Annotated in this window: 17 protein-coding genes and 1 pseudogene; 13 read left to right on the plus strand and 5 right to left on the minus strand. The window is 44.9% G+C overall.

Annotated features, from left to right (window positions below; translation table 11 throughout):
- Positions 1-128: 128 nt before the first annotated feature.
- Positions 129-884 carry a GNAT family N-acetyltransferase gene (locus BS614_RS08065; protein ID WP_074093585.1) on the minus strand — a complete coding sequence of 252 codons (756 nt, stop codon included), beginning with the start codon at positions 882-884 and terminating at the stop codon, positions 129-131.
- 148 nt (positions 885-1,032) lie between these two features.
- Here BS614_RS08065 and BS614_RS08070 point away from each other — a divergent pair, with 148 nt between their 5' ends.
- Positions 1,033-1,695, plus strand: coding sequence for a M48 family metallopeptidase (locus BS614_RS08070; RefSeq protein ID WP_074093586.1), 663 nt, complete (start codon positions 1,033-1,035; stop codon positions 1,693-1,695).
- A 116-nt stretch (positions 1,696-1,811) separates the two neighbouring features.
- On the opposite strand, the gene BS614_RS08075 is transcribed toward BS614_RS08070, so the two are convergent.
- The gene (locus BS614_RS08075; protein WP_074093587.1) at positions 1,812-2,894 is read right to left on the minus strand and encodes a Rossmann-fold NAD(P)-binding domain-containing protein; all 1,083 of its coding nucleotides are present in this window, start codon (positions 2,892-2,894) and stop codon (positions 1,812-1,814) included.
- Positions 2,895-2,993: 99 nt separating this feature from the next.
- Positions 2,994-3,314 carry an ArsR/SmtB family transcription factor gene (locus BS614_RS08080; protein ID WP_074093588.1) on the minus strand — a complete coding sequence of 107 codons (321 nt, stop codon included), beginning with the start codon at positions 3,312-3,314 and terminating at the stop codon, positions 2,994-2,996.
- Between the two features lie 184 nt (positions 3,315-3,498).
- On the opposite strand from BS614_RS08080, the gene BS614_RS08085 reads away from it, so the two are divergent.
- Positions 3,499-3,888, plus strand: a complete 390-nt coding sequence (locus BS614_RS08085) for an iron chaperone (protein WP_074093589.1) — start codon at positions 3,499-3,501, stop codon at positions 3,886-3,888.
- A 113-nt stretch (positions 3,889-4,001) separates the two neighbouring features.
- Positions 4,002-4,163, plus strand: a pseudogene (locus tag BS614_RS08090) (cysteine hydrolase); the annotation flags it as partial.
- A 182-nt stretch (positions 4,164-4,345) separates the two neighbouring features.
- Here the strand turns inward: BS614_RS08090 and BS614_RS32545 are convergent.
- The gene (locus tag BS614_RS32545; RefSeq protein WP_425320278.1) at positions 4,346-4,405 is read right to left on the minus strand and encodes a putative holin-like toxin; all 60 of its coding nucleotides are present in this window, start codon (positions 4,403-4,405) and stop codon (positions 4,346-4,348) included.
- Positions 4,406-4,705: 300 nt separating this feature from the next.
- The gene (locus BS614_RS08095; RefSeq protein WP_074093590.1) at positions 4,706-4,993 is read right to left on the minus strand and encodes a DUF6809 family protein; all 288 of its coding nucleotides are present in this window, start codon (positions 4,991-4,993) and stop codon (positions 4,706-4,708) included.
- Between the two features lie 142 nt (positions 4,994-5,135).
- Here BS614_RS08095 and BS614_RS08100 point away from each other — a divergent pair, with 142 nt between their 5' ends.
- The 10 genes from BS614_RS08100 (at position 5,136) to BS614_RS08140 (ending at position 24,103) form a co-directional block, all read left to right on the plus strand.
- Entirely contained in the window at positions 5,136-5,345 is a 210-nt protein-coding gene (locus tag BS614_RS08100) for a helix-turn-helix domain-containing protein (RefSeq protein WP_036668302.1), read from the plus strand.
- A 198-nt stretch (positions 5,346-5,543) separates the two neighbouring features.
- Entirely contained in the window at positions 5,544-7,127 is a 1,584-nt protein-coding gene (locus BS614_RS08105; protein WP_074093591.1) for a glycosyltransferase family 39 protein, read from the plus strand.
- A gap of 64 nt (positions 7,128-7,191) precedes the next feature.
- Positions 7,192-7,680 (plus strand): hypothetical protein, encoded by a 489-nt coding sequence (locus tag BS614_RS08110; RefSeq protein ID WP_074093592.1) that lies wholly within the window; start codon positions 7,192-7,194, stop codon positions 7,678-7,680.
- A gap of 406 nt (positions 7,681-8,086) precedes the next feature.
- Positions 8,087-9,052, plus strand: a complete 966-nt coding sequence (locus BS614_RS08115) for a phosphotransferase enzyme family protein (protein WP_157116047.1) — start codon at positions 8,087-8,089, stop codon at positions 9,050-9,052.
- Positions 9,053-9,405: 353 nt separating this feature from the next.
- Positions 9,406-14,028 carry a non-ribosomal peptide synthetase gene (locus tag BS614_RS08120; RefSeq protein ID WP_074093593.1) on the plus strand — a complete coding sequence of 1,541 codons (4,623 nt, stop codon included), beginning with the start codon at positions 9,406-9,408 and terminating at the stop codon, positions 14,026-14,028.
- A gap of 11 nt (positions 14,029-14,039) precedes the next feature.
- Positions 14,040-15,044: a TauD/TfdA family dioxygenase gene (locus BS614_RS08125; RefSeq protein WP_074093594.1), complete on the plus strand. Its 1,005-nt coding sequence runs from the start codon at positions 14,040-14,042 to the stop codon at positions 15,042-15,044.
- A 68-nt stretch (positions 15,045-15,112) separates the two neighbouring features.
- The gene (locus BS614_RS08130; RefSeq protein WP_074093595.1) at positions 15,113-18,208 is read left to right on the plus strand and encodes a non-ribosomal peptide synthetase; all 3,096 of its coding nucleotides are present in this window, start codon (positions 15,113-15,115) and stop codon (positions 18,206-18,208) included.
- Positions 18,209-22,234, plus strand: coding sequence for a non-ribosomal peptide synthetase (locus tag BS614_RS08135; RefSeq protein WP_074093596.1), 4,026 nt, complete (start codon positions 18,209-18,211; stop codon positions 22,232-22,234).
- Between the two features lie 102 nt (positions 22,235-22,336).
- Positions 22,337-22,465 (plus strand): hypothetical protein, encoded by a 129-nt coding sequence (locus tag BS614_RS32355; protein WP_280523084.1) that lies wholly within the window; start codon positions 22,337-22,339, stop codon positions 22,463-22,465.
- Between the two features lie 294 nt (positions 22,466-22,759).
- A complete protein-coding gene (locus tag BS614_RS08140) occupies positions 22,760-24,103 on the plus strand; it encodes an MFS transporter (protein ID WP_074093597.1) in 1,344 nt (447 codons plus the stop codon).
- Positions 24,104-24,107: the final 4 nt, after the last annotated feature.

Consider the following 24,107-nt stretch of genomic DNA (forward strand, 5'->3'; position numbering starts at 1 on the left):
AATTAAAAACTGCCTTTCCTTCATAGGAGGAGGGCAGTTTTGCTTTCAAGATGTTGTTTTGAATTAATCTGTTTGTCAGACTGAATATGATAAAAGAATCCACAAGCTAAGCTTGATTAGCAAACACTCTATTCTTTGACTCTGTACCAATAGCTATAAATCTCTGAATAACCCAGCTTGGCGTAAAGCTTTAACGCAGGTGCATTATTCGCAACCACTTGCAGGTAACTGGAGGTAGCGCCCTGTCTTTTTGCCCAATGCAATAGATGCAAGATCATCTGTTCAGCAAGTCCCCGATTTCGAAAGTTAGCGTCTGTAATGATATCATACAACCCGATATAGCCACGTTCGATGACACCAAATCCACAAGCGACGACTTGCCCGTCGATCAACAGCGAGATGAAACCTACCTTTGTCCGGATATTGTCCAACATTAATTCCGTCGTTTCCCGTTGCAGATCATTCACCTGATTTAGCCTGCAAAAATGATCCAGCCACGCTGCGGTCAACTGTTCGTCGATCTGTACAGCTTGGTGCACAGGCTCTTTGATCTCTTCCAGACTCCGAGTCTGGATACGGGTCAGATCGACAACGCCATACCCTTTTTCTTGCAAAAGCTGGTCGAGATGATCCGGCTGAATAAACGGTGTGATTTTGAATATGGTATTTAACTGATTGGAAGCATAGATGCGCTCACATTCCTCAATCTTTTCATGCACATCCAGAGTGGAGTAGTGGATCGGTTGAACGGAGTTGGCACGTTTGGTATATCCTTTGGCAAAACGCAGTACCCAGCCGTCATATAATAAGGTGGACAAGGGTTGCCAGTGGTTAAGCGATAGTTCTTCAATGGTTTTATGTTCTGAGTCTATGGTATGCGTCATATCCAACCTCCGATTTTATGATTAAATAATAATACATAATTGTGCATAAAAATACAATACAAACATATATATCGTCGAACAGCATGCATTATAGCCGGAGATGGTATACAATTTGATTGAATGAATAATTTCAGAAGCGGAGCGCATTATGTTAACGATTGAGATGCAAGGCCATAGCATTAACTGTCATATCCAATACGGCAAACGCAAGAAAGTTTCCATCACGATGGACTTGCCTTATATGGTAACAATCAAAGCACCCAATGGTACCAGTGAAGACATGATCCGGCAACTTGTAGAGCAGCACGGGGATGTGATTTTGAAGAAATCCGATCTCATGCAGCGGGCGCTCGACGGTCCTCAAGCCAAGGAATACGAAGATGAGGGCAAGGGGAAGTTTCTGCTTTTTGGCAAGGAGCATGCACTGCATGACCTAATCCCTGTAGAGGGTCTGACCGAAGAAGAACTGCGAGCGAACCTGAAGAAGTTTTATTTTGCCGAGTGTAAACGCATGATTGGGGAGCGCATCGGTCGTTATCAGCAAGAGTTGAAGGTGAAACCGAAGTCAGTAGAGATCGTAGATTCTCCCACCAAGTGGGGCAGTTGCAGCTGGGACAAAAAACTTACGTTCAATTACCGCCTGGCGATGGCACCACTGGAAGTAATGGATTATGTCATCATTCATGAACTTTGCCATATTCACCACATGAATCATGACCGCTCTTTCTGGCGGCGGATCGGCAGCATCATGCCGGATTACAAAACAAAAGAAGATTATCTGATGCGCAATGGTCGGGCCATGACGTTGTAATTACAGACCCAAGCTTTCACTTGGACACGATAGATCCCTCTATTATTATTCGTAAAATCCGCGAAGGTCCCACTGTTTGCAGTGAGCGGCTTCGCGGATTTTTTGTTATGTCTGGATCAGGAGTGGGTTACTTGAACGCCGTATTGTGTGAAAAAATGAGTAACCGCATCCATGTCCATTCGATCATCAAACAGATGCTCAGGATAATAGATGCCTGGAGCCATAGGTTTGTCCGTTGGCATCATCAGTATCTTCTCGGCTTGCACCGCAGCGCCGAGTGCAGTCATATGAGTTTGACCGAGTGGGTCAGAGACTGTCATCGTTCGTTTAACTTCGTTTCCTTTTGCATCCAGCCCTTTCAATTGAATGACGAGATGATGTGCACTCCCGGTTCCCGGATTATAGAGCAACTTCCGCCGGAATGGCTGGAAACGTTCACCACTGATCATCTTCCATACTCCGGTTTTGACCAATCCGGCGAGTGCATAGGTAGATACCTTACTATCGAATGAAATGCGGAAACTGGCGGAATCGATATGGCTGGTATGAGGCAAAGTGACGTGATCGGGTGTGTCCAGTCTGTAACATGGGGTCGTATACCCGTTCGGGAAATGAACCTTAATCGGATCTGTCATGGGATAGACGAGTCGATGTGTATTGGATTCGGTTATCTGAAAAGGAATACTCATCCGGTCCATGAAGGCTGCCGAATCAGGGCCGGCTTTATCCCGCAGCGACCATAGGGCATGAATGTTTACTTCGACATGTTGCAGAGAGTTAGAAAGTATCATGGCAAAGAGTGACGCCGTTCCTGCCATCCATCCAGAGGACAGCACTACAGGGGCATGAAGTTCCTCCTGCTCTACTGTACGGATCGCTTGATTGAACACCTCAGTCCAGCGTGTTATATCGATGAGGGGAATTTTTCTCCGTACGGCCGACACCAGTAACCGATCATCCAGATCGTTCACTGCATTAATGATTAATGATATATTTTCACCTGCGTGAATCAGTGGATCGTCTGCATTGGTATCAACAACAACCGTTTGGACACGATTGGATGGAAAAGGTGCTGCTTTACCCGCAGAACGGCCTCCCAGTACCAATTCCAGATCAGGATGCCTGTCATGCAAAATGCGAGCAAGCTGTGCACCTACAGCACCATAGCCCCCAGCGATAAGAACTTTTTTTCTATTCATTCGATAAACCTCCGTTGATATGTTTATGTACTTATATGTTTAAACTAATGAACATAATAGAGTGAAGAAAAGGAATGCGGTTCACCAGCGCGGTATGCGCTAGCTCTGACATTCCACTTCCACGAGATGAACGAGCTGTTTGAGTAATTCGATCGCATCGTTGAACTCCAGCTTGTAATACATCTCCGTACCTTTTTTCTGAACCGATAACAGCCCGGATTGACGTAATATTTTCAAGTGATGAGAGACCGTAGGGCGTGACATGGGGACATGCTCTGCAATCTGCGATACGTTCATGCTCTCTTGATCAATGAGCAGCGATATGATTCGCTGGCGAACAGGATCTCCCAATCCTTGAAGATAGGGACTTAGATTCTCGAAAATATTAATAACTTTTTGGTTACCCATCGACTCGTTCATGGCTCACTCCGTTATAATGTTTAATTGTTTAAACGTATTATAAGGCTTAGTTAACTTAAAAATCAAATTTAACATTCCAAGTTGCAGGAAACTAGCTGTTCCGCTTGTCCATTTGAAGTACAATATAAGCAAATATGCCCATACCACGAATCCATTGATGTATCCGTGGTGGAAGGAGTCCAAGATGGCTGAGAGTAACCATTATTCGGTGCTGGTAGATGAATATATCTCGGAGTTTGCACCCGATGTGCAGGTGAGATTACAGGCGTTAAGACAGATTATTCGTGAAGCGGCTCCTAACGCCGAAGAGAAGATCAGTTACCAGATGCCTACGTATGCACAGCATGGGAATTTGGTTCATTTTGCCGCTTACCAGCATCATATTGGGTTTTACCCTGCTCCCAGGGGAATTCAAGCTTTCAAAGAGGAACTCTCCAAATATAAAGGGGGAAAGGGATCTGTCCAGTTTCCGTTGGATCAGCCATTGCCCGAGGATCTTATCCGCCGGATTGTGGCGTTTCGGGTAAAAGAAAATGTGGAAAAAGCTCGGGAGGAGAAGAAGCAGAAGAAGTAGTAAATGGTAAAAACTGATCTCACAGCTCAGTTGGGCAAGATTGAAGCGGTTATCGCTGATTTTGAACAGCAACATCAGCCAGTCATATACATGAAACATGTAGATTACGATCAGAGGTAACCTTGATTGAGGACGCAACAGGATCGGTGAACACAGCGGAGACGTATGAGATGCCGGGTCTGGACATTCAGGATTTTGTCGGTTCGATTCTGAACTGGTCGAATTGTATTGAAGTTTTATATGTGGATGAGTATAAAGAAATGTATCGTATCTAGCGTGGTTTACATGTGACGCCGGAGATTTGAGTATGGTATAATAAGAGCAGATTAGACGTAAAATGCAAAGAGAGCCGTGCTGGTAAAACGACTCCTCCGAGCAATAGCCGCTTTTAAGGGCGGTGGGCTTAGCTTAGAAAGATGATCAACAATAGACCGCATCCTTTTGCGAGGGGGGCGGTCTATTTGTGTGTATTGGACAGAATAGCAACGATGAGCAAACCAAAGGTAAGCATCAACATAATTGCTTCAAATACTGTCACAAGGCATCCCTCCCTTCGTGGCAAGGTAGCCGACCGACCCTTTAAGAGGTTGTTCAAAAAGTCCGCTTTTGATTACGAAGGATGCCTAGTGGCATCATCAGCATCGAAGTTGAAATTCAGCCGAAATGTCCGTTGCTCACGTAGTTTCCTACGCTCCGCTACTCCATTTCTAGCTTCATTCCATCTTCTCGGTACTGAAAACCGATCTTTTTGAACACGCACTTTAAGCCTATTCTATTGCTTTGTTGATTATAGCATATTTTGTAAAAAGCCAAGTTGTTAGAAGCTGTTTATATGTAACTCGTTCATTAGCTGAAGGGCATCCCGAAACCCTTGTAAATAAATCTCTCTTTCGAGAAGTGTTTGCATAGAGAGTTGAGTATCTTCATATAGAAAAAGGGTTTGATTCAGTTGCTCAGGTAAAGCTTGGCGAATATTATGAAAGTAATGATCAGATTCTTTAGATAGTTGGGTATAATCAGGCTGCGTGTGAGATAAATTGTTGTATAATAACTCTAAGCGCGTTCGGATTAACGGTTCTGCTAAAGATTCCAAGGATTCTTTCACTATGTACACCTCTTTTTGAGTATTTGTAGATATTAAGTTTCCATTCGAACACTACAGTGTGCATTATGTTTATTTGAATATACAACTTGTAGTGTGCTTTGTCAACATCACAGTGTGTATTTTAGTTTGGAGGGGAATTCGTATGATCAAGGTTCATTTATCTCGTATTATGGGTGAGAAAAGAATTAATATTGCTGATTTATCCCGACTAACCGGATTACATAGAAATGGGATTGCCAAATTATATAATGAAGAAACCGATGGTGTGAAGTTCGATACGCTGAATCGAATATGTGAGGCTTTGGATTGTGAGATCCAGGATATCATCGAGTTTATCAAGGACGAGAAGTGATCTTCAACAATTAGCTAAGGCCCTATACTTTTAAAAAATTGGACATATAGACCGTTACCTTATCGAAGGGACGGTCTTTTTCTGTTTGTATACACATACTGATCTGCACCGAATGCAAGCGTTACTCCCTTTCAGCGATTTTTCAGCCAGAGCCATTATAATACTCACGGAATCCTGTAATCGAAAAGGAGTTTTTGCATGTCTAAGGTGCTGCATAAGTCGTTTTATCTCATTTTGCTCGTGTTTGTTGCGGTGTTTATTGCCTCGTCCTTGTTGGTTCGGGCACAGTACAACTACGCCTTGTATGGGGACAATCCCATTTTGGGCATGCAGCAGTGGAGTGTTTTTCTCCCGGTCATTCTTTTGCTTCTTGGTTCAGGTGTCGGGTTATACGCTCTGTGTCTGAAACTGAACAAATACAGCCCGAAGGTTGTTATTCCGATTGTGCTGTTATGTTCTCTGGTCATTCAGGTCATCATCATTTTTGTATTTCCGAGAGTACCCACCGATGATTCACAGACCGTTCTTTCACTGGCCATGAACATGCTGTATGACCAAGACTACTCCTCGTTTGAAACGGGTGGTTATCTGCACATGTTCCCGTTTAACTACTCGATCGTGTTGTACTTGAAGACGTTGCTGTACCTGTTCCCGGATAACTATCTGGTCATCAAACTATTTAATATTTTGTTTTCAACGTTAACAACGTTCATGATTTATCTTATTTATAAACAAGTGAATGACAGATCTACGGAACGTGATTACGGTGTGTTGATCTTTGCAGCAACGTACCTGCCTTCCTTGTTCCTTAACAACCTGATCTATAACGATGTGATTGCCACAGCAGCTCTGACATCTTGTTTATACTTTGTTATTCGTTTTGTACGTGAAAAGTCTTGGAAAACAATCGTCATTGCCGCCGTTTTTCTTGCGATGGGTAATTACTTCCGAAGCATCGGCGTGATCGTGCTAATCGCTGCCATCATAACTATCCTGCTGAATATGCGGAGCATCGGAATGAAGAAAGTCATCATTTCCATCGGTGTGTTGGGTATGTTGTTTAATGTCCCAACCTGGACTCAGAACGCGGTTCTTCAATCCTCTGGAGCTGTGAGCGAACCTGTTGGAGAGAACTCTGCACCGGTCTATATGTGGCTGAATATGGGGATTAATCTGGAGCGTTTTGGCTTCTGGGACAATATGGAGAGTTATCAGATCTATCAGAGGCAGGCCAACTACAATAAGGCTGAGAGCGCAGATTTATTCAAACAAGAGATTGGCAAGAAGCTGTCTGAAGCAAGTGCGAGTGAGTTGGTGCAGATGTATTACAAAAAGATCATATGGACCTGGACCGAAGGGACATACCAGATGGACCGTTATGGAATCGGCAATGAAAGTTCCATGGGTGCCGGAAGAGGAAGGGGAGGCGGAATCGCAGGCTCCTATAGTTATACCAATGCGATAACCGAGTTGTTGCAGGGGGATTCCGCTTATCGGACAGGTTTGCTCTGGATTGTATATGTGATGAATTTCTTGATGTACTGTTTTATTTTCATTCGGTTGGTCGGTGGAATTCGTCATAAACGATATGATGAAGTCTCCTTAATCCTGGTCATTCTCGGATTCATCGGATTTTATATTCTGTGGGAGATTAAGTCCAGATACATCTACCCTGTATATCCGTTGTTGGTTGTGCTGTCCTATATGGGTTTCAAAGATACGTATGACTTCATATTCCATCGTAAAGGTACCTTGGAGAGATATTCCCTGAGAAAAAGGTGATCATATGCGAAAAAATAAATATTTCACATCGGTTACAATACTCCTTTTGATGGGGTGCTCGGTTATGCTTACGGCCTGCGATGTTATAACCGCTCAGAATATTACCAACACCGGTTCTGTGCAAGGCATGAATGGATTCGGCATGCCGAATGGCGGTGGCCTGGGCATGAATGGAGGAACGCCTAGAGGTGGAAGGGGTGGCACGGGTATGAATGACCGTACAGGCAGTCCGGACATGACGCAGGGGATGATGAATGCCGACATGATAGGTAGAGTCATTTCTGTGAATGGAAACACAGTTACGCTGGCGTTACTTGAGGTGCAGGACACCTCATCCCCAAGCATGGAATGGAAGGATACCGGAATGGAGATGAAATTGAATATAAGTGATGATGTTGCTATCACGGAAGGCATGGGGACGCCGCGCTCGGGCAATTCCAGCTCACGTGCGAATTCGTCCATTCAAGTTTCTGATCTTCAAAAAGAAAACATCGTGATGGTGTGGTATAAGGACAACACCGAGACGGTGGAAAGGGTGATGGTTGTCCAGTAAAAAATGATGGGATTATCGTCATTTTGTAATTGCTTACATTTGGCTTATCGGCTATTATGGTAACAACTGGTTTTTTTGAAGGGAGTGAGCGTCATGAAACGACGGTCTAAGATGGTATGTTCCATTACTACAATGAAGGTAAGCATTAATTGAATAATTCCGGCAGATCATTCAGATGCAGTGTGGGACACATCCAGTTTCCCAGTCGATCTGAGATCTGCTGATATATAGGGATATAACTGCTCATTTTTTCTGGCGTATGCGAGATTTATTTGCTTGTGCAAATTTCTCATACACTCAGAATTTTTAAAAGCCGCAGGCATAGCCTGCGGCTTTTTGCGCGCAAAAATAGGCATTCGTTGGCTACGAGCAATCCACATGAAATGATCAAAAAGGAGAAATGCCCATGTTAACATTAAAATATTTATTTCAACATAATGATCTTGCCGAGATGATTCTAAAGAATTGGAGTTATGATCCTGAATCGCTGGACATGTTTCAGTATTATCGTATATCCTCCAATGCCGTGTATCCGTTCAGAGATCAGGGAGAAATGAGATTGCTTCGATTTGCCCCGGTAGAGGAAAAAAATCGAAGCAACCTTAGCGCTGAACTGGAGTTCCTCCGTTATCTTCGAACGAAACAGTATGGAGCCATGGAGCCTGTACCTGCGCATTCAGGGGCAGAACTCGTAGAGGCTCACACGCCATGGGGAACGTACTTTGCTTCCGTATTCAAGCGAGTCCCCGGATCGCAGTTAGGAAGTATTGATTTGAATGGCTCCATCCTGTACAGCTATGGTCAGGCGTTGGGTGAGCTGCATCATTTATCACGTACATTCATGCCTGAGCAAAAGGAGAAACGCTGGACCTATACGGATGCTTTGGATTGGATGCAGGAGATCTTGAAGGGTTTTCCTGGTGAAACGGCTGCTCTGAACGAGGTGGAGTTTCTCCGAACATATTTTGCAGCCTGGTCTGTGAACAAGCAAAATTTCGGACTCATCCACTACGATTTTGAATTGGATAATGTCTTCTATGATGAGGGTAGCCAGTCTTGTTATGCCATTGATTTTGATGACTCGATGTATCACTGGTACGCGATGGACGTGGAACAGAGTCTGGATAGTTTACGTGAGGAGATCGAGCCTGATCAATGGGAGCAGAAGAAGCAATTTTTCCTGAACGGGTATTGGTCCAAGGCGGGAGAACGTTATGATCTGGAGGATATGTTCCCCGCTTGTCGTCGTTTTGCCAACTTGTACGGTTATGTGCGTATGCTTCGATCTGTTGCAGAGCAGTGGTCACATGAGCCGGAGTGGATGAGCGGACTAAGAGCGAGGCAGAAAAGGCAGAGCAATTCGGAAAGGTAGTCGACAGCTAAGATTTGTTCCAATTCACCCTAGGCTAGTCAAGATCCATGAGCACTGAAGTTTTGAAGAATCATTCACGTAAATTGGTCCCGCGGTCAGATGCAGATTCTCTGTATCGATCACGGGGCTTTTCATTTTGTTCGAACATTACCGAATAATGAAACGGAAGTGGAAATCTTGTAGAAAGGTTGGATGGGACTTTCATTCTTTCCATGTTAAAAATGGTATTTTGATGTCGAATTATACAAAAAAATGTTAAAAAAACAAATAAAATAGTTATTGATTAAATGTGGGTGGGATGATAAGTTGTAATTAACTTATTTTAGGATAAATTATATATAAAGGAGAATTAGATGGGAAATGTATGTGTTGATCTGCAACCTTTAACAGAGCATCAACAAAGAATATGGTACATGGAAATGTTATATCCAAAATCAGATGTATGGATGATTACATCCAAGATGAGCATACCGGAACCGATCGATTTCCCCTTGTTAGAGCAGTCGATTAACAGGGTTTTGAAGAATAACGAACTGCTTCGAACTCGGATTATACTGGATCAAGGTGAGAATAAACAATACATCCAACCTTATGAGTACAGATCACTCAAGCATATTCATGAAGATCCAGCCTTGACGGGTGTGACATGGACTGAGTATGTGGGTAACCAACCGATTCATGTACATAGTGAAGATCTATGTCAGTTTTATACGTATGAGGGTCATGGACAATACGGATACATCATTCAGGTTCACCATATCATCTGTGATGGCCTGGGATTATTCCAGTTGACGAATGAGATTACGGCAACCTATCATGCCGAACTGAAAGATGGTAATGCAAGCAGGATTGAATCTACGATTCACGATTATGAATACTATATAAATAGTGAACAACAATATCTCGCTTCCAAACGCTATGTGAAAGATCATGCCTTTTGGAGAGAGAAGTTTCATACGATTCCCGAATTTATGGAAATGAAAGCGCACAATCCCCTTCTAACTCACACCGCAGCCAGAAGAAAAACGATGAATATGGATCACTCCATGTATGTACGTTTGAAAGATTTCTGTCGTCAGAAGAATGTCAGCGTATTTACCTTTTTTCTCTCAACTCTAGCTATTCTGCTAAATAAACTCACTCACCAAACCGATTTGGTCGTTGGAACCAACTACGCGAACCGAACTAGTAAAACAGATAAAGACATGATTGGCATGTTTGTCACAACCATACCTGTCAGGATCGGGGTAGTACCCTCTGAAACCGTGTTAACCATGCTGCAACGCATTTCCAATGAACAAAAAGAAATATTGCGTCATCAGAAATATCCGTATAATCAGCTGATCCGTGATCTGAGAGAGTCGCTCTCCTTACCGGAACTGAACAGACTGTTCGGCATATCACTGGTCTATCGTCCAGAACGCTTTGACAAGATGCAAGGACATGATGTCTATATGGACAACAAGTTTAACGGACATGAGACGAATGATCTGCTTATCAACATTATTGAAAAAATCAATGAGGATCGTATCATATTTCAGATGGATTATCGGATCCAGTTGTTCAGTGAATCGTTCATGGACAATCTGCTCGATCAGTTTCTTACGGTTACGGAAGCCATTCTGGAGCATTCTGAACAAAGAATTCAACAGATCAGCATTGTAAGCGAAGCCGATAAACAATCGATGCTAACCGAGTTTAATGATACCAGGGCGTCTTATCCTAGCGACAAAACGGTCATCCAGTTGTTTGAAGAACAGGCAGCTGCTACCCCTCAACATACAGCACTTATCCTGGGGGATAAGGAGATGAACTATGGACAATTGAATGCCAGAGCTAACGGCTTGGCTACAACATTGATCAGCAGAGGAATCAAGCAACGAGAACTGGTAGGCATTATTGCAACCCACAGTATGGAGATGGTTATCGCGATTCTGGCTGTTATGAAAGCCGGGTGTGCTTACATTCCAATTGACCCCGAGTATCCCGATGAGCGAATTCATCATATTTTGAAAGACTCTCAGGTAAGTTTCGTCCTGGTTAATAAGCTTGTTCATTTGCCGGACGGTCTAGAAGTCATTGACTTGCTTGAAGAAAATGATGGATATATACCAACAGATAATCTGAACTTGACCATAGATATGAAGGATCTGGCTTATGTCATCTACACATCAGGGTCAACTGGAGCGCCGAAGGGTGTACTAGTGGAACATAAGGGATTGACGAACTATATATGGTGGGCGAGTCAGACCTATGTTACTGAAGGTAAAACGACTTTTTCACTGTATTCATCCATCGCTTTTGACCTGACCATCACCTCCATCTTTACGCCGTTAATTACGGGCAACACGATGATCATATACAACTCGTCTCATAACAAGGGGTTGATTGCTGATGTTGTCCTGGATCCACGAGTCGATCTGGTCAAGCTGACGCCGGCGCACCTGCAATTGATTCAGGATATGAACATTATGGACAGATCCAATGTCCGAACATTTATTGTGGGCGGCGATAATCTGAGTGCTTCACTGGCTGCGAATATTACCCGGCAAAGCAAACATGAGGTTACCATTTTCAATGAATATGGACCGACAGAGACGGTGGTGGGCTGTATGATCTATGCCTACAATCCACATGTTGACCAAACGGAGTATGTGCCCATCGGCAAGCCCATTCAGAACACATCCATATATGTGCTCGATCAATCACTGCAATACGTTCCTGTCGGTGTTCAGGGTGAATTATTGGTTGGGGGAGACGGAGTGACCAGAGGCTATCTGAACCAACCCGAATTGACGGGCAGAAAATACGTCGAACACCCGGATCATCCAGGCGAGAGATTGTACCGGACAGGTGATCTATGCAGGTTAAGAGAAGACGGTCAGATGGAATACCTCGGAAGAATGGATGACCAAGTGAAGATTCGCGGGTATCGAATTGAACTGGGTGAGGTCAAGGCAGCTTTCTTGAAGATCAAAGGAATCCGAGATGTTGCTGTAAGCGTCAAGACGGATCAGCAATCCCGTCAGTTATGTGCTCATTACGTCAGCGATGCACATGTGACCCGGAGGATGATACGGGATAATCTGGTATCTCTGTTGCCGGAGTATATGGTTCCCACACATCTGATCAAGGTGTCTTCGATTCCACTTACCATTAACGGCAAGATTGATTACTTGGCGTTATCGATAGAGAAGCCACAATCGGATGAAGAAAATGTGTATGTGGCACCGAATACTGTCATGGAACAGACGATATCTACCATCTGGTCTGAGATTCTCGGATTGGAAGAGGTGGGTGTGACGGACCATTTCTACGAGCGTGGTGGTGATTCGCTCAAGTTGATTCAGATCTACACAAGGCTTTCCGAGATAGGTTTTGATTTTTCGATTAACGATATGTTTAATTTCCCTACAATCCAATCCTTAAGTTCACATCTGGATCAGATCATGGAAGCAAAGGAAGGCATGATGAGTATGGAACACAACACAGTGAAGAGATCCAAAGTGGATGTATTGAACGGAATTATGGACAAGCCGATCTTCCTGTCTACAGATATTCCCAGAGTTGATCCGTCACTCAAAGGTGTAATGTCATTCAACCAGGAATCCCTGTGGCTGGTTGAACAGTTCGAGGGGAAGAGCACCAAATATAATATTCCCGGACATGTCCTTTTTGAAGGCGCATTCTCGGAAGAGGCATACATCTATGCATTGAATCAGATTGTGCAGCGGCATGATGTATTGAGAACGTATTTTGTTGTAGAAAACAATACACCGGTGCAGCGAATCAGGCCTTACGAGCCTTTTGGCATTGAGGTCCAGCATACGCTGAGGGATAATTCCCAAGCCAGTCTGAAGCGTGTAATTGAAGAAGAATCCAAACACCAGTTCAACCTGGAAACCGGGCCGATGTATTATTTTGGATTGTATCAGATCCATGCACATCAATATTTTGCCTATTTTAATTTTCATCACATTATCTTCGATGGCTGGTCTCAGGATATCCTGATGGCTGAACTGGGGTCATACTATAATGCTTATCTGAGGGGAGAAAATGCAGCAATAGAGAATTTGAGTATTCAATATTCCGACTATTCACATTGGCAAAAAGGAAAATGGATGACTGAAGAATTTCCGACAGTTCTAGATTATTGGCGCAACCAGTTGGGAAGTACCGTCAACCGATCGGTAAAAGTATTGCCCTATGACCGGGAGCCTTCGCTGAACAACGTGGATACCGGAGATATACTGCTCGCAGAAATTCCGATACAAACCATTGACATGATCAAAAAGGCCGGTATGAAAAACAATGCCAGTCTGTACATCACCATGCTCACCGCCTACAAAATGTTGCTGTACTTTTACTCGGGTGAAATCGAGATCGTCGTAGGAACACCCGTAGCAAACCGGAATCGTGCCGAAGTGCAGCGATTGATCGGATATTTCTCCAACAGCCTTGCCTTGAAGACGGTCATGGACCCGGAACAGTCCATAGATGCCCAGATTATTTCGGTTAGAAATACGGTATTTGAAGCGTTTGATCATCAGGAGATGCCTTTCGGCAAGCTGATTGAACTGCTGAACCCGGATCGAGCTTCGGGACTGACCCCGTTCTTCCAGACGTGGTTTGTACTTGATGTCAAAAATACGTACAACATCGAAGGGCTAAATATTGCTCAAAATGAAATTTTGTGGGGACACAGCGGCAAGAGCAAGTGGGATCTGACATTAAATCTCATCGAGGCTGATCATGTAATGAATGCCGTGGTGGAATACAAAACAGAGTTGTTTGGCAAATCCACCATGAAGAGATTCCTGCATGATTATATGGCTGTAGTGGAGCTGATTGCGGCTGACTCCTCGCGGAGTCTTCAAGCTGTACGTCATGATTGGGAGGTGATGGCCCACGAGTACAAGATGGTGTTGCTGAATAGCAGTAAGAGCAAAAAGAAATTTAACAAAATCAAATCTTAGGAGGAATAACTATGAAGAAGAAATTTGATAAAGGTGCGCAGATGGTCATCCAGAAAGAAATTGTGAAGCAATCGTTTCTGGAGGAAGGTCAGGAACTGCCGTTGGTAATCAAACCCAATGTAGCCGGTCTGGATCTGAATCAATGGTATCTCAACAATAAGGATATGGTAGAAGAGAAAATTTTGGAATATGGTGGCGTCCTGTTCAGAGGTTTTGATACTACCACACCAGAAAGCTTTTATGGGTTCATCGATGTAAGCTGCCCCGAACCGCTCAGTTATAAAGAAGGAGCAACACCGAGAACCCAAGTACAGGGCAAGGTGTATACGTCAACGGAATTTCCGAACGAGGAGACTATTGCACCGCATAATGAACTGTCCTACGTCATGACATGGCCCAAAAAAATCTGGTTCTCCAGTATCGTTGTTGCTGATGAAGGAGGAGAAACACCTATTGTGGATGTACGGAAAGTATATAACCTCATTGATCCGGACATTCGGGATGTTTTTGCAGAGAAAGGCTGGATGTTGGTTCGAAACTACGGAACTGGATTCGGACAGACCTGGCAGTATGTTTTCCACACGGAGTCCAAGGACGAGGTCGAGCAATATTGCCTGGACAACAACATGGCTTGCCAATGGAATGAGGATGGAACATTGACAACGAAACAGGTGAGACCGGCCATTACGATCCACCCGGATACAAATGAGAACCTGTGGTTCAATCATATTGCATTCTGGCATAGCAGTAGCTTGAACGAGGAAGTTCGCAACTTGATGCTCGAAGAATTTGGAGAGAGCGGCTTGCCATACCAGACGTATTATGGAGACGGAACTTCAATTGATGCTGATGTGGCTGCACATATTCGTCAGGCTTATGCCGATGCCACGATCGCATTTCCATGGCAAGAGGGAGATATTCTTATGCTGGACAATATGCTGGTGGCGCATGCACGGAACCCGTATCAGGGAGATCGAAAAGTACTGGTAGCCATGGGAGAACCCGTGAGTCGTTAAGCCTCAATTGCGCCTGAAGGAAATTACATTCGAACTGAAAATACATTAGAAATGCAGGAGGATTGAACATGGAAAATGTAATGCTGGGTTATCCCCTTTCACCACAACAGAAACGACTGCATGAACTGAATAATAACGGATTAACATCACTGGTCCCAAGTGTAATTGCTGTTAACATCGAAGGTGAGTGCTCCAATGATCAGATTGAATTAGCCGTGAAGAGAATAGCCGAGAAATACAGCACACTCCGCACTTCCATAGAAGCCGATCCCAATTATGGGGTCCATCTTCAGAAAGTAGATTCGGAGACCAGAAGCCGATTCCGTACTGCATATTCCGATGAACCGATTCAGGAGCAGGATATCCAAGGGCTGATCCGAAAGGAGTTGGACACATGGACAGGTGATTATTCGCTGGAAGCCATTAACGTGGATCTGTCCGAACGTTCCAAAGTGTTGATTCTCGCTTTTGATCCACAGTTCTCGGATATTGAACCTGCCGTTATTCTAGCGGATTTATCACAATTAATCGTGTCTGAGGTGGACCCTGAACTTTTGGAAGAAGAGGTACCGTACTATGCTGTATCCGAGTGGTTGAATGACCTGTTGACCAATGATGAGCACGCGGAGGAAAGAAGTTTTTGGAACAATAAACGGTTCGATCATGTTGATAAACAATTGTCCATGGTATCCGGTAGCGGAACCACGAGTATTACGATGGCAAGTTTCCCTGTGGAAGGGTCACCAGAATTGTGGGCTGAACTTGAGAAGGTAGCGGAGAAGGCTGGAAGTACGATAGATAACGTTACGCTCGCCTGTTGGAATCTGACTTTGCATCTGCTGGGCGAGGATAAGGAACTAACGGTTGGCGTACATACGCTTGGCCGACAAGATGAGGATTTGGAGAAGGTTGTCGGTGCATTGAATCGATACGTACCTCTGTACTCGGGCTTGAAAGAGGACGACACGCTGACTCAGTTTTTCCAAAGAACGACGAGTGAAGCGAAAGATAGTGCAGAATATGCAGATTATTTTGACTTCAAAATGTTTAGCAAATCGAATTTGAGTCAATCTGTGTTCTCCTATGGATTCGAGAGTCGGGATGCATCATCCGTGGTGGAATCGGGTGGTCACACGTTCCGGGTTGTGTATCAGTCGGAACAGATTGAACCGGTTCACCTTGGACTCCATATCCAGCAATACCCTGATCGCAGAGATATCGTTCTTCGATATAACGAGGAAAAGTACACTCCGACAGAGATTGGCTACGTAGCGGATATATTCACACATATTTGCAACAAGGCCTATGTGAATCTGGATGAACCCGTATCGTCTAATATCATCCCTGATCATCTGACATTTACATTGCAATCGATTCTTCAAGGAGAGGTTCGGGAATATGCAACCTCGACATTGGTGGAGATGCTGGACGAACAAGCCTTGAAGACACCAGATCAGGTTGCGGTTGTGTCCGGTAACACTCTGCTTACGTTCCGGGAAATCCATCAGAAGTCCAAACAGCTTGCCCACTATCTGCATCGGACAAGAAGTGTCGGGCATGGAGATGTAGTCGGGGTAAGCGTGGAGAGATCTCCTGAGCTGGTCATAGCCCTTCTGTCGGTGCTTCGAGCAGGTGCGGCTTATGTACCACTTGATCCGGATTATCCCAATGAGCGATTGTCCTATATCCGTGAGAATGCCCGCATTGAAACGGTGCTGTTGTTGAATAAAAACAATGAACGGCTCAATTCCCTTTTTGCTAATCCTGTGTTTCTTGAAGAAGAAGGTGAGGCAATTGCGAATGAGCCCACGGATGCACCGGCAATCGGAGTAGATGCCAGAGATATCGCCTATATTCTCTATACTTCTGGTTCCACAGGCAGACCCAAAGGGGTCAAAGTGTCACATCAGGCCATCAGCAACCATATGCATTGGATGAACAATGAATTTCCACTGAGCGGGGAAGACGCTGTATTGCAGAAAACATCGATTAATTTCGATGCATCGGTATGGGAATTCTATGCACCGCTCACTACGGGCGCAAGGCTGGTTCTTGCTGAGCCGGACATGCATGCTGATCCCGACTATCTGCTCGATATTATTTATAAAGAACGGATTACAACATTACAGGTTGTACCTACCATGCTTCAGGCTTTGGTGGAAAAAGAAACCCTCTCTTCAGCACCGTTAAAAAGGGTGTTCAGCGGCGGAGAGAGACTGGGAATTCCGCTCCAGAAGGCTTTCTTTGCTGGTTCCAACGCTCAGTTAATTAACTTGTACGGCCCAACTGAGGCGAGTATTGATACGACGTATCATATCTGTGACAAGGATAACGTTCATGAAACGATCGGCAGACCCATTCATAATACGAATCTGCTCGTGCTGGACTCGAACCTGAATCTTGTCCCGCCAGGTGTTGCCGGAGAGTTATATATCAGTGGAAAGGGTCTGGCAGATGGCTATGTGGATGAACATCTAAATGATCAGGCTTTCCTGACACATGCTTATACGCCGGACAAGGTGATGTACAAAACCGGTGACAGGGTTCGTTATTTTCCGGATGGTCATATCGAATACATTGGCAGGGTTGACCGGCAGGTGAAGTTAAGAGGGTACCGGATCGAACTCGGTGAGATCGAGAAGGTTCTGAATGAACACCCTCATGTGCGACTTGCAGCGGCGAAGTTGTTAGAGAAGACAGAACCATTGCTGGCTGCCTATGTAGAACTGGATACCACTGGAGAGATTCAGGATGTCAAACAGTGGATTTCATCCGCACTTCCCGAATATATGATTCCGAACGTCATCCAAGTGCTGGAGCATTTACCGCTGCTGAGCAATGGGAAAATTGATTATCACGCCCTGCCGGACGTGGATGTGAGTTCCGGAGCGAAATATGCCGCACCAACGACAACCGTTGAGCAGATTGTTGCCCAGATCTGGAGAGCGGTATTGAAGCGGGAGCAGATTAGTATTGATGAGAATTTCTTTGCACTCGGAGGGCATTCGCTTATCGCAACGCAGGTCATCTCTGGGATCAGACAACAGGTAGGTGTTAATCTGCCGCTACGTAAAATATTTGATGCGCCTACCATTCGTGAATTGTCCGAAGTGATTGAGAATCTGTTATTGGAAGCGAATGGTTATTCTGCGGAGGGTAATTAAGTGAAAAAATCCGGTGCAGTAATAAACAAAAGCGAACTGATTGATCGAATATTAAGTCAGATGAATGTGACCAATACAGTACAGCGCACTTCTCGCGACATCAATCGCTTTCCGCTGTCTTTTGCTCAGAAGAGATTGTGGCTTCAGCAACAGATTGAGCCGGGAAGTACGGCATACAACATGGTTTTTGCCAATGAGATTAGAGGAGAGTTCGATGAGTCGGCATTTGAGCAAGCCATCGGACTGATGGTGGACAGGCAAGAGTTACTGCAGATTCGGATTGATTCCGAAGAGGGTGTACCTTATCAGTATATTTTGAAAGAACAACCGGATTATCAATGGGTTGATCTATCGATGTATCCGGAAGATCAGGCCGAAAGTCAGATTGTCGATGGAATCAAAAGGGCCGATGGCCCTTTTGATTTTACTCGGGACAGACTGTGCAGATTCAAATTATTTAAGCTGAACGATCAACGCCACATTTTTGTTCTGATGATGCATCATATCATCTCGGATGGTCAGTCGATCGAGGTCATACGAAGAGACCTGTTATCTTATTATGAACATTTCCGAGGAGTGGGCCCATTGCCGGCATATAACCCATCCGCGACCCAATATATAGATTACGCAGTATGGCAGAATCAATTACTGGGAAGTAACGAGTTTGCTAATCAGAAGAGGTACTGGCTCGATCAACTGAAGGGACACTCCTACACGCTCACTTTGCCATATGATCATGAGCGTCCGCAGAAACGGAGTGAAGAGGGGATTTCCGTATACTTCACGATTCCGGCACCTCTTACCAGCAAATTAAGAGAGATTTCGGAGAAATATCATTCCACGCTATTTATGGTGATGTATACCTGTTTTGCGATTTTGTTACGCAAGTATTCGGGTGAAACGGATCTGATGATCGGTACGCCTGTCTCCAATCGGCCACAGTCCGATTTGGAGAAGATTGTTGGTTTCTTTGTTAATACACTGGTACTGAGAAGCCGTATCAATGATCAGGAATCATTTCTGAAACACTTGGACGCTTCCAAAAATACGATCCTTGATGCATTTGACCATCAGGATGTACCGATTGATCTGTTGTTCGATGATCTGGTCCAATCCAGAAATACGGGATATTCGCCATTGTTTCAGGTCATGTTCAGTCTGGCGAAGGCGGGAGATTTCGAACAAACAGAACAACAGGCTGTGTTCAGGGAGATCAAGCTGAAGCAGACCAATACATCCAAATTCGACATGTCACTGGATTTGACGGAAGATCGGGATGTGATTAAGGGTACGTTTGAATGTAGTCGGGATCTGTTCCACGTGAGTACGATCGAACGCTGGGCCAGTAATTTTATAGCGTTGCTTGAACATATTGTGGATCATCCAGGGAAGCCAATCGCAGGGGTTGGAGCCGTTAGTGATGAAGAACGACAGAAAGTTCTATATGAATGGAACGATACCGTAATGGATTACCCTGATCATATCTGTGTACATCACCTGTTCGAAGCATCCGTATCCCAAGCCCCGGATCAAGTGGCTGTGGTGTATGGGGGAGAACAATTATCTTATCGCGATCTGGACCGCCAAGCGAATCAATTGGCTCATCTTCTGATCGAAAAGGGAATTGGACCTGACAAGGCGGTAGCCATTGGCATAGAACGTTCGCTGCATTTGCCCATTGCCCTTCTTGCCGTGTTAAAAGCAGGAGGAGCTATCGTGCCTCTGGATCTGGATGCACCTGTGGAGCGAAATCGTCACATGTTAACAGATTCGGGAGCGTCTATCTGTCTCATCAATACAAATACGTTGCCGATCCCGGATGATGTTGCCCTTCTGATCGACGTATCTCAACCTGAAATATATATGGACAAGCCGATTACAGTTCCACAGTCACAAGTGGGGCCTGATCATTTGGTAGCTATTTATTATACTTCAGGCACTACAGGGAAACCGAAAGGGGTATCTGTACGGCACCAGGGGTGGGTGAACCGTATCTGCTGGATGCAGCATCAATTCAAGCTGGAATCCCATGAAACAGTACTTCAGAAAACAACTCTGACCTTTGATGATGTCGGTCTTGAATACTTCTGGACATGGATGGCAAAGGCAAGGGTTGCACTGTTGGAGCCAGGATTTCATCGTGATCCGTATGCGATCATTCAAGCTTTGAAGCAATATGAAGTTGCCATCGTCTTTTTTGTTCCAAGTATGTTGAAGATGATTTTGGAGCGAATTGATGGGGCGGATCTGGAACAGTTAGCGTCATTACGGGAAGTATTCTCAAGTGGAGAGGCATTGAAGCCCGAGATGGTTGCAGCGTTTCACAACCATCTTCCCGAGCGTAATCTGCATAACAGTTACGGGGTAACCGAGGTTTCCATTGATTCGACCATTCATATGAATGTGCAATTAGAAGGTCGCCGTGCTCGAAGAAATATATCCATAGGACGGCCAATCGGGAACAATTTCATCTACGTGCTGGATGAAATGCAGAATCCGGTGCCCATCGGCGTTCATGGTCACTTGTATATTGGTGGAGTTGGGCTGGCGAGGGGGTACTATGGAGATCCTTTAAAGACCGAACAGGCTTTCTTCGCGAACCCGTTTACGGATGGAAGGATATACAGGACGGGCGACATTGCATATTACGACGCCACTGGCAAGTTATACATTGTCGGTCGAATAGACAACCAAATGAAGATCAGAGGCATGCGTGTAGAATTGGGGGAAATCACGGATGTAATCTCCAGACACGCTGATATTCAGGAGTGTGCGATGCTGGCTGAGAGATGGGGAGAGGATGAAGAACTGTCACTGAGTGCTTATATTCAGCTGGCTCCATCTTCTGAGGTTCTCAGTACGGACCTTCGCAACTTCTGCCGAACCCTGCTGCCAAGTCACATGATTCCCTCACGTTTCATTACGATTGATCGTATTCCTCTGAACAGTAACGGTAAGTTGGATAAGGCAGCGCTGAAGCAGCTGGACTGTGGCACATTGAAGGATTATATCGCTGCTCCGCAGGATGAGCTGGAAGAAAAGGTCATGCAGATCTTTATGGATATCCTTGGTGTGGACACGATCCATCTTCATGAAAGCTTTTTCGATCAGGGGGGACATTCGATCAAAGCCGTCCGTTTAATGGATGTTCTGAACAGAACATTTCATACCGAGCTATCCGTGATCACCTTGTTTGATTACTCCACCGTGACCGAGATTGCAGATATCATTCGAGAGGGGAACCTTCCTCAAGATCAATCAATTGTTGTGTTGAAAGAAGGTGGTCGTGTTGATGACTCTCCACTGTTTCTCCTTCCGACGGGTGGCGGCAACCTGATCAATTATTATGAGTTGGTTAGCCAACTGGAAGGCCTGAATATATACGGATTTGTGCCAAAAGGATATGAAAACGACGAAGAACCGCTCTATACCGTCCAGGAACTGGCTCAGTATTATTATGGTGTTCTTACGCAATTGAATCCGCTAGGCCCGTACCGATTGCTGGGTTGGTCCTTTGGTGGCAATGTGGCATTTGAAATGGCACGAATCATTGAAGATGCGGGACAACAGCTGGAGTGGCTGATTATTCTGGATGCACCTGCCCGAAACCATAAGCGGGATGTTCGTCCTATAAACAAGATGGAGGCTCTTGCCGAATTAGCAAACAACAACGGATATGAGTTCAAGCGCAATGCAGACTATGAGGACCAGTTAAAAGAAGCCATGAATCACTTCCCAGGTGAAAACACGCTTAGACATCTCAAAGTGCGTCTGGCCAATGAAGTGGCTTTTGATAACTACTACTCAGCAGAACCGATTCAGTCCGACATCCATCTGTTGTACGCAACCGCTCAGGATGAACGAAGTCCAGTGCCGTTAACGGATGCACAGTCGTGGCATGCCAAGACGACCGGTACATGCACTTCAACTCCTATTCCAGGTCATCATGAGAATCTGATCGACTACAATCATGCTGTGAATGTGGCTCAATATGTGAATCAAATGGTGAAGGGATGGATCAGATGACTTTTGAAACGATGGAATCCAATGTGAGAAGTTATTGCAGACATTTCCCGGCCGTATCTGATAAAGCCAAAGATGACCAACTCTATATGGAGTGAGGAAATATTGAAGCAGTACCCCAACATTGATATTCGGGGAATTGGTCTGATCTGGGGGCTGGATTTCTCCAAATTCGAACCGGATATTGCCGCAGAGGTACAGAAGGCTTGCTATGAGCGTGGACTTATTGTATAGCGAGTAGGCAGACACGATAGCGTGGTTAAGGTCATGCCTCCATTGAACATCTCCAATCACAATCTGCGAAGAGGAATCGATATCCTCAGGGAAAGCATTGCTTCGGTGTTGACGTTGCAAGAGGAGAAAGTTGTGCAAAAGATTTAACTTTGGATGCATCTTCCTGCTTCATATGGAAGAGAACATCAGATTGAACCAAGCGGAGCATTAATGACTTCGCTTGTCTTCATTCTTCAGAGCAGCATGAAAGAGATGTGGAATGAGATTTAGGTTCGACGTAAGCGGAGGTGGGCCATGGAGATTTTCAAAAACAAGAACTTCAGTTTGATGTTTTTTGGCAGAATCTTGACCAACATCGGAGATAGCTTATATGCGGTATCCGCCATGTGGCTGGTCTACAATCTGGGAGGATCCTCATTTTATACAGGACTCGCAGGTTTTTTGTCCATTTTGCCGAAAATTATTCAACTGTTATCCGGACCAATGATAGATCGGATCCCGATTCGAGGGATTCTGGTATATAGTCAGTTAATTCAGGCCGTATTGTTATTAATTGTCCCTATTGCTGCGTACTATGACTTTCTGAGTGTAGGCCTGGTACTGGTGATCACCCCTATTCTGAACATATGTAATACTTGGGTGTACCCTGTTCAGATGTCAGCTCTGCCAAGAGTATTGGAGAAACACCAACTCACGCAGGGCAATTCCTTGTTCTCCATCGCTTATCAGGGGATTGATGTGGCTTGTAATGCCATCTCCGGGATCCTCATTGTTGCGCTTGGTGCGGTATCTTTGTATTTTTGGAATGCCATCGGTTTCTTCATAGGTGCGTTATTATTCTCCCAATTGCGGATCGCTCCTTATATCATGGAATCGAAAATGAAGAAGGAACAGGATACATATGATGAGACTACTGAACAGGTGAATGGGAGTACACCGTCAGGAATGCGTTTGTTTTTTAGGAATTACACGGATGATTTAGTGAGTGGAATCAGGCTGCTTACACGGACGGCATTGGCCAAATTACTCTTTGGCATTATGGTTATAAATGCTGCGGGAGGAGCAACTTTTAGTGTACTTCCCATATATAGTGATGAGATCGGTGGAGCCGATATCTACGGGTTGATGCTGATGGCACAGGCGCTCGGCAGCGTCATTGGTGCAACATGTGCACCGTATCTTAGGCTGGAAAATGTACGTTTGGGTCTGTTGTATTCTGTGGCGTACATCATATCAGGAATTGCCTGGATCGGGTGCATATTTACCCCATGGAGTTGGCTAAGCATTCTGGTATACGGACTGGCTTGGGTTCCGGGCGGAGCCGTTAACGTTATCATCAATACCGTTGTGCAGAAGGGGGTGCCGCAGCAGTATTTGGGTTTGGTTTTCTCCGCGACGATGGCTTTAAGCGGCATAGCTATGCCAATAGGCAGCTTGATCGGCGGTACGTTGGGAGTCTGGCTACAGAGTTCTACAGTCATTACCTTATGTGGAATTACCGTTGTTTTGGTAGGTGTATACTGGATGTTCGATCGCGTATCCCGCAACCTCCCCAAGACGGAGCAACTGGATGAAGGATATTTCAATTTCACATCACGTGGCGGCACGGCTCGCTCGAATACCGAAATGGGGGCTTAACGCT

Origin of the sequence: Paenibacillus xylanexedens, assembly GCF_001908275.1 — a bacterium.
GTDB lineage: Bacteria > Bacillota > Bacilli > Paenibacillales > Paenibacillaceae > Paenibacillus > Paenibacillus xylanexedens_A.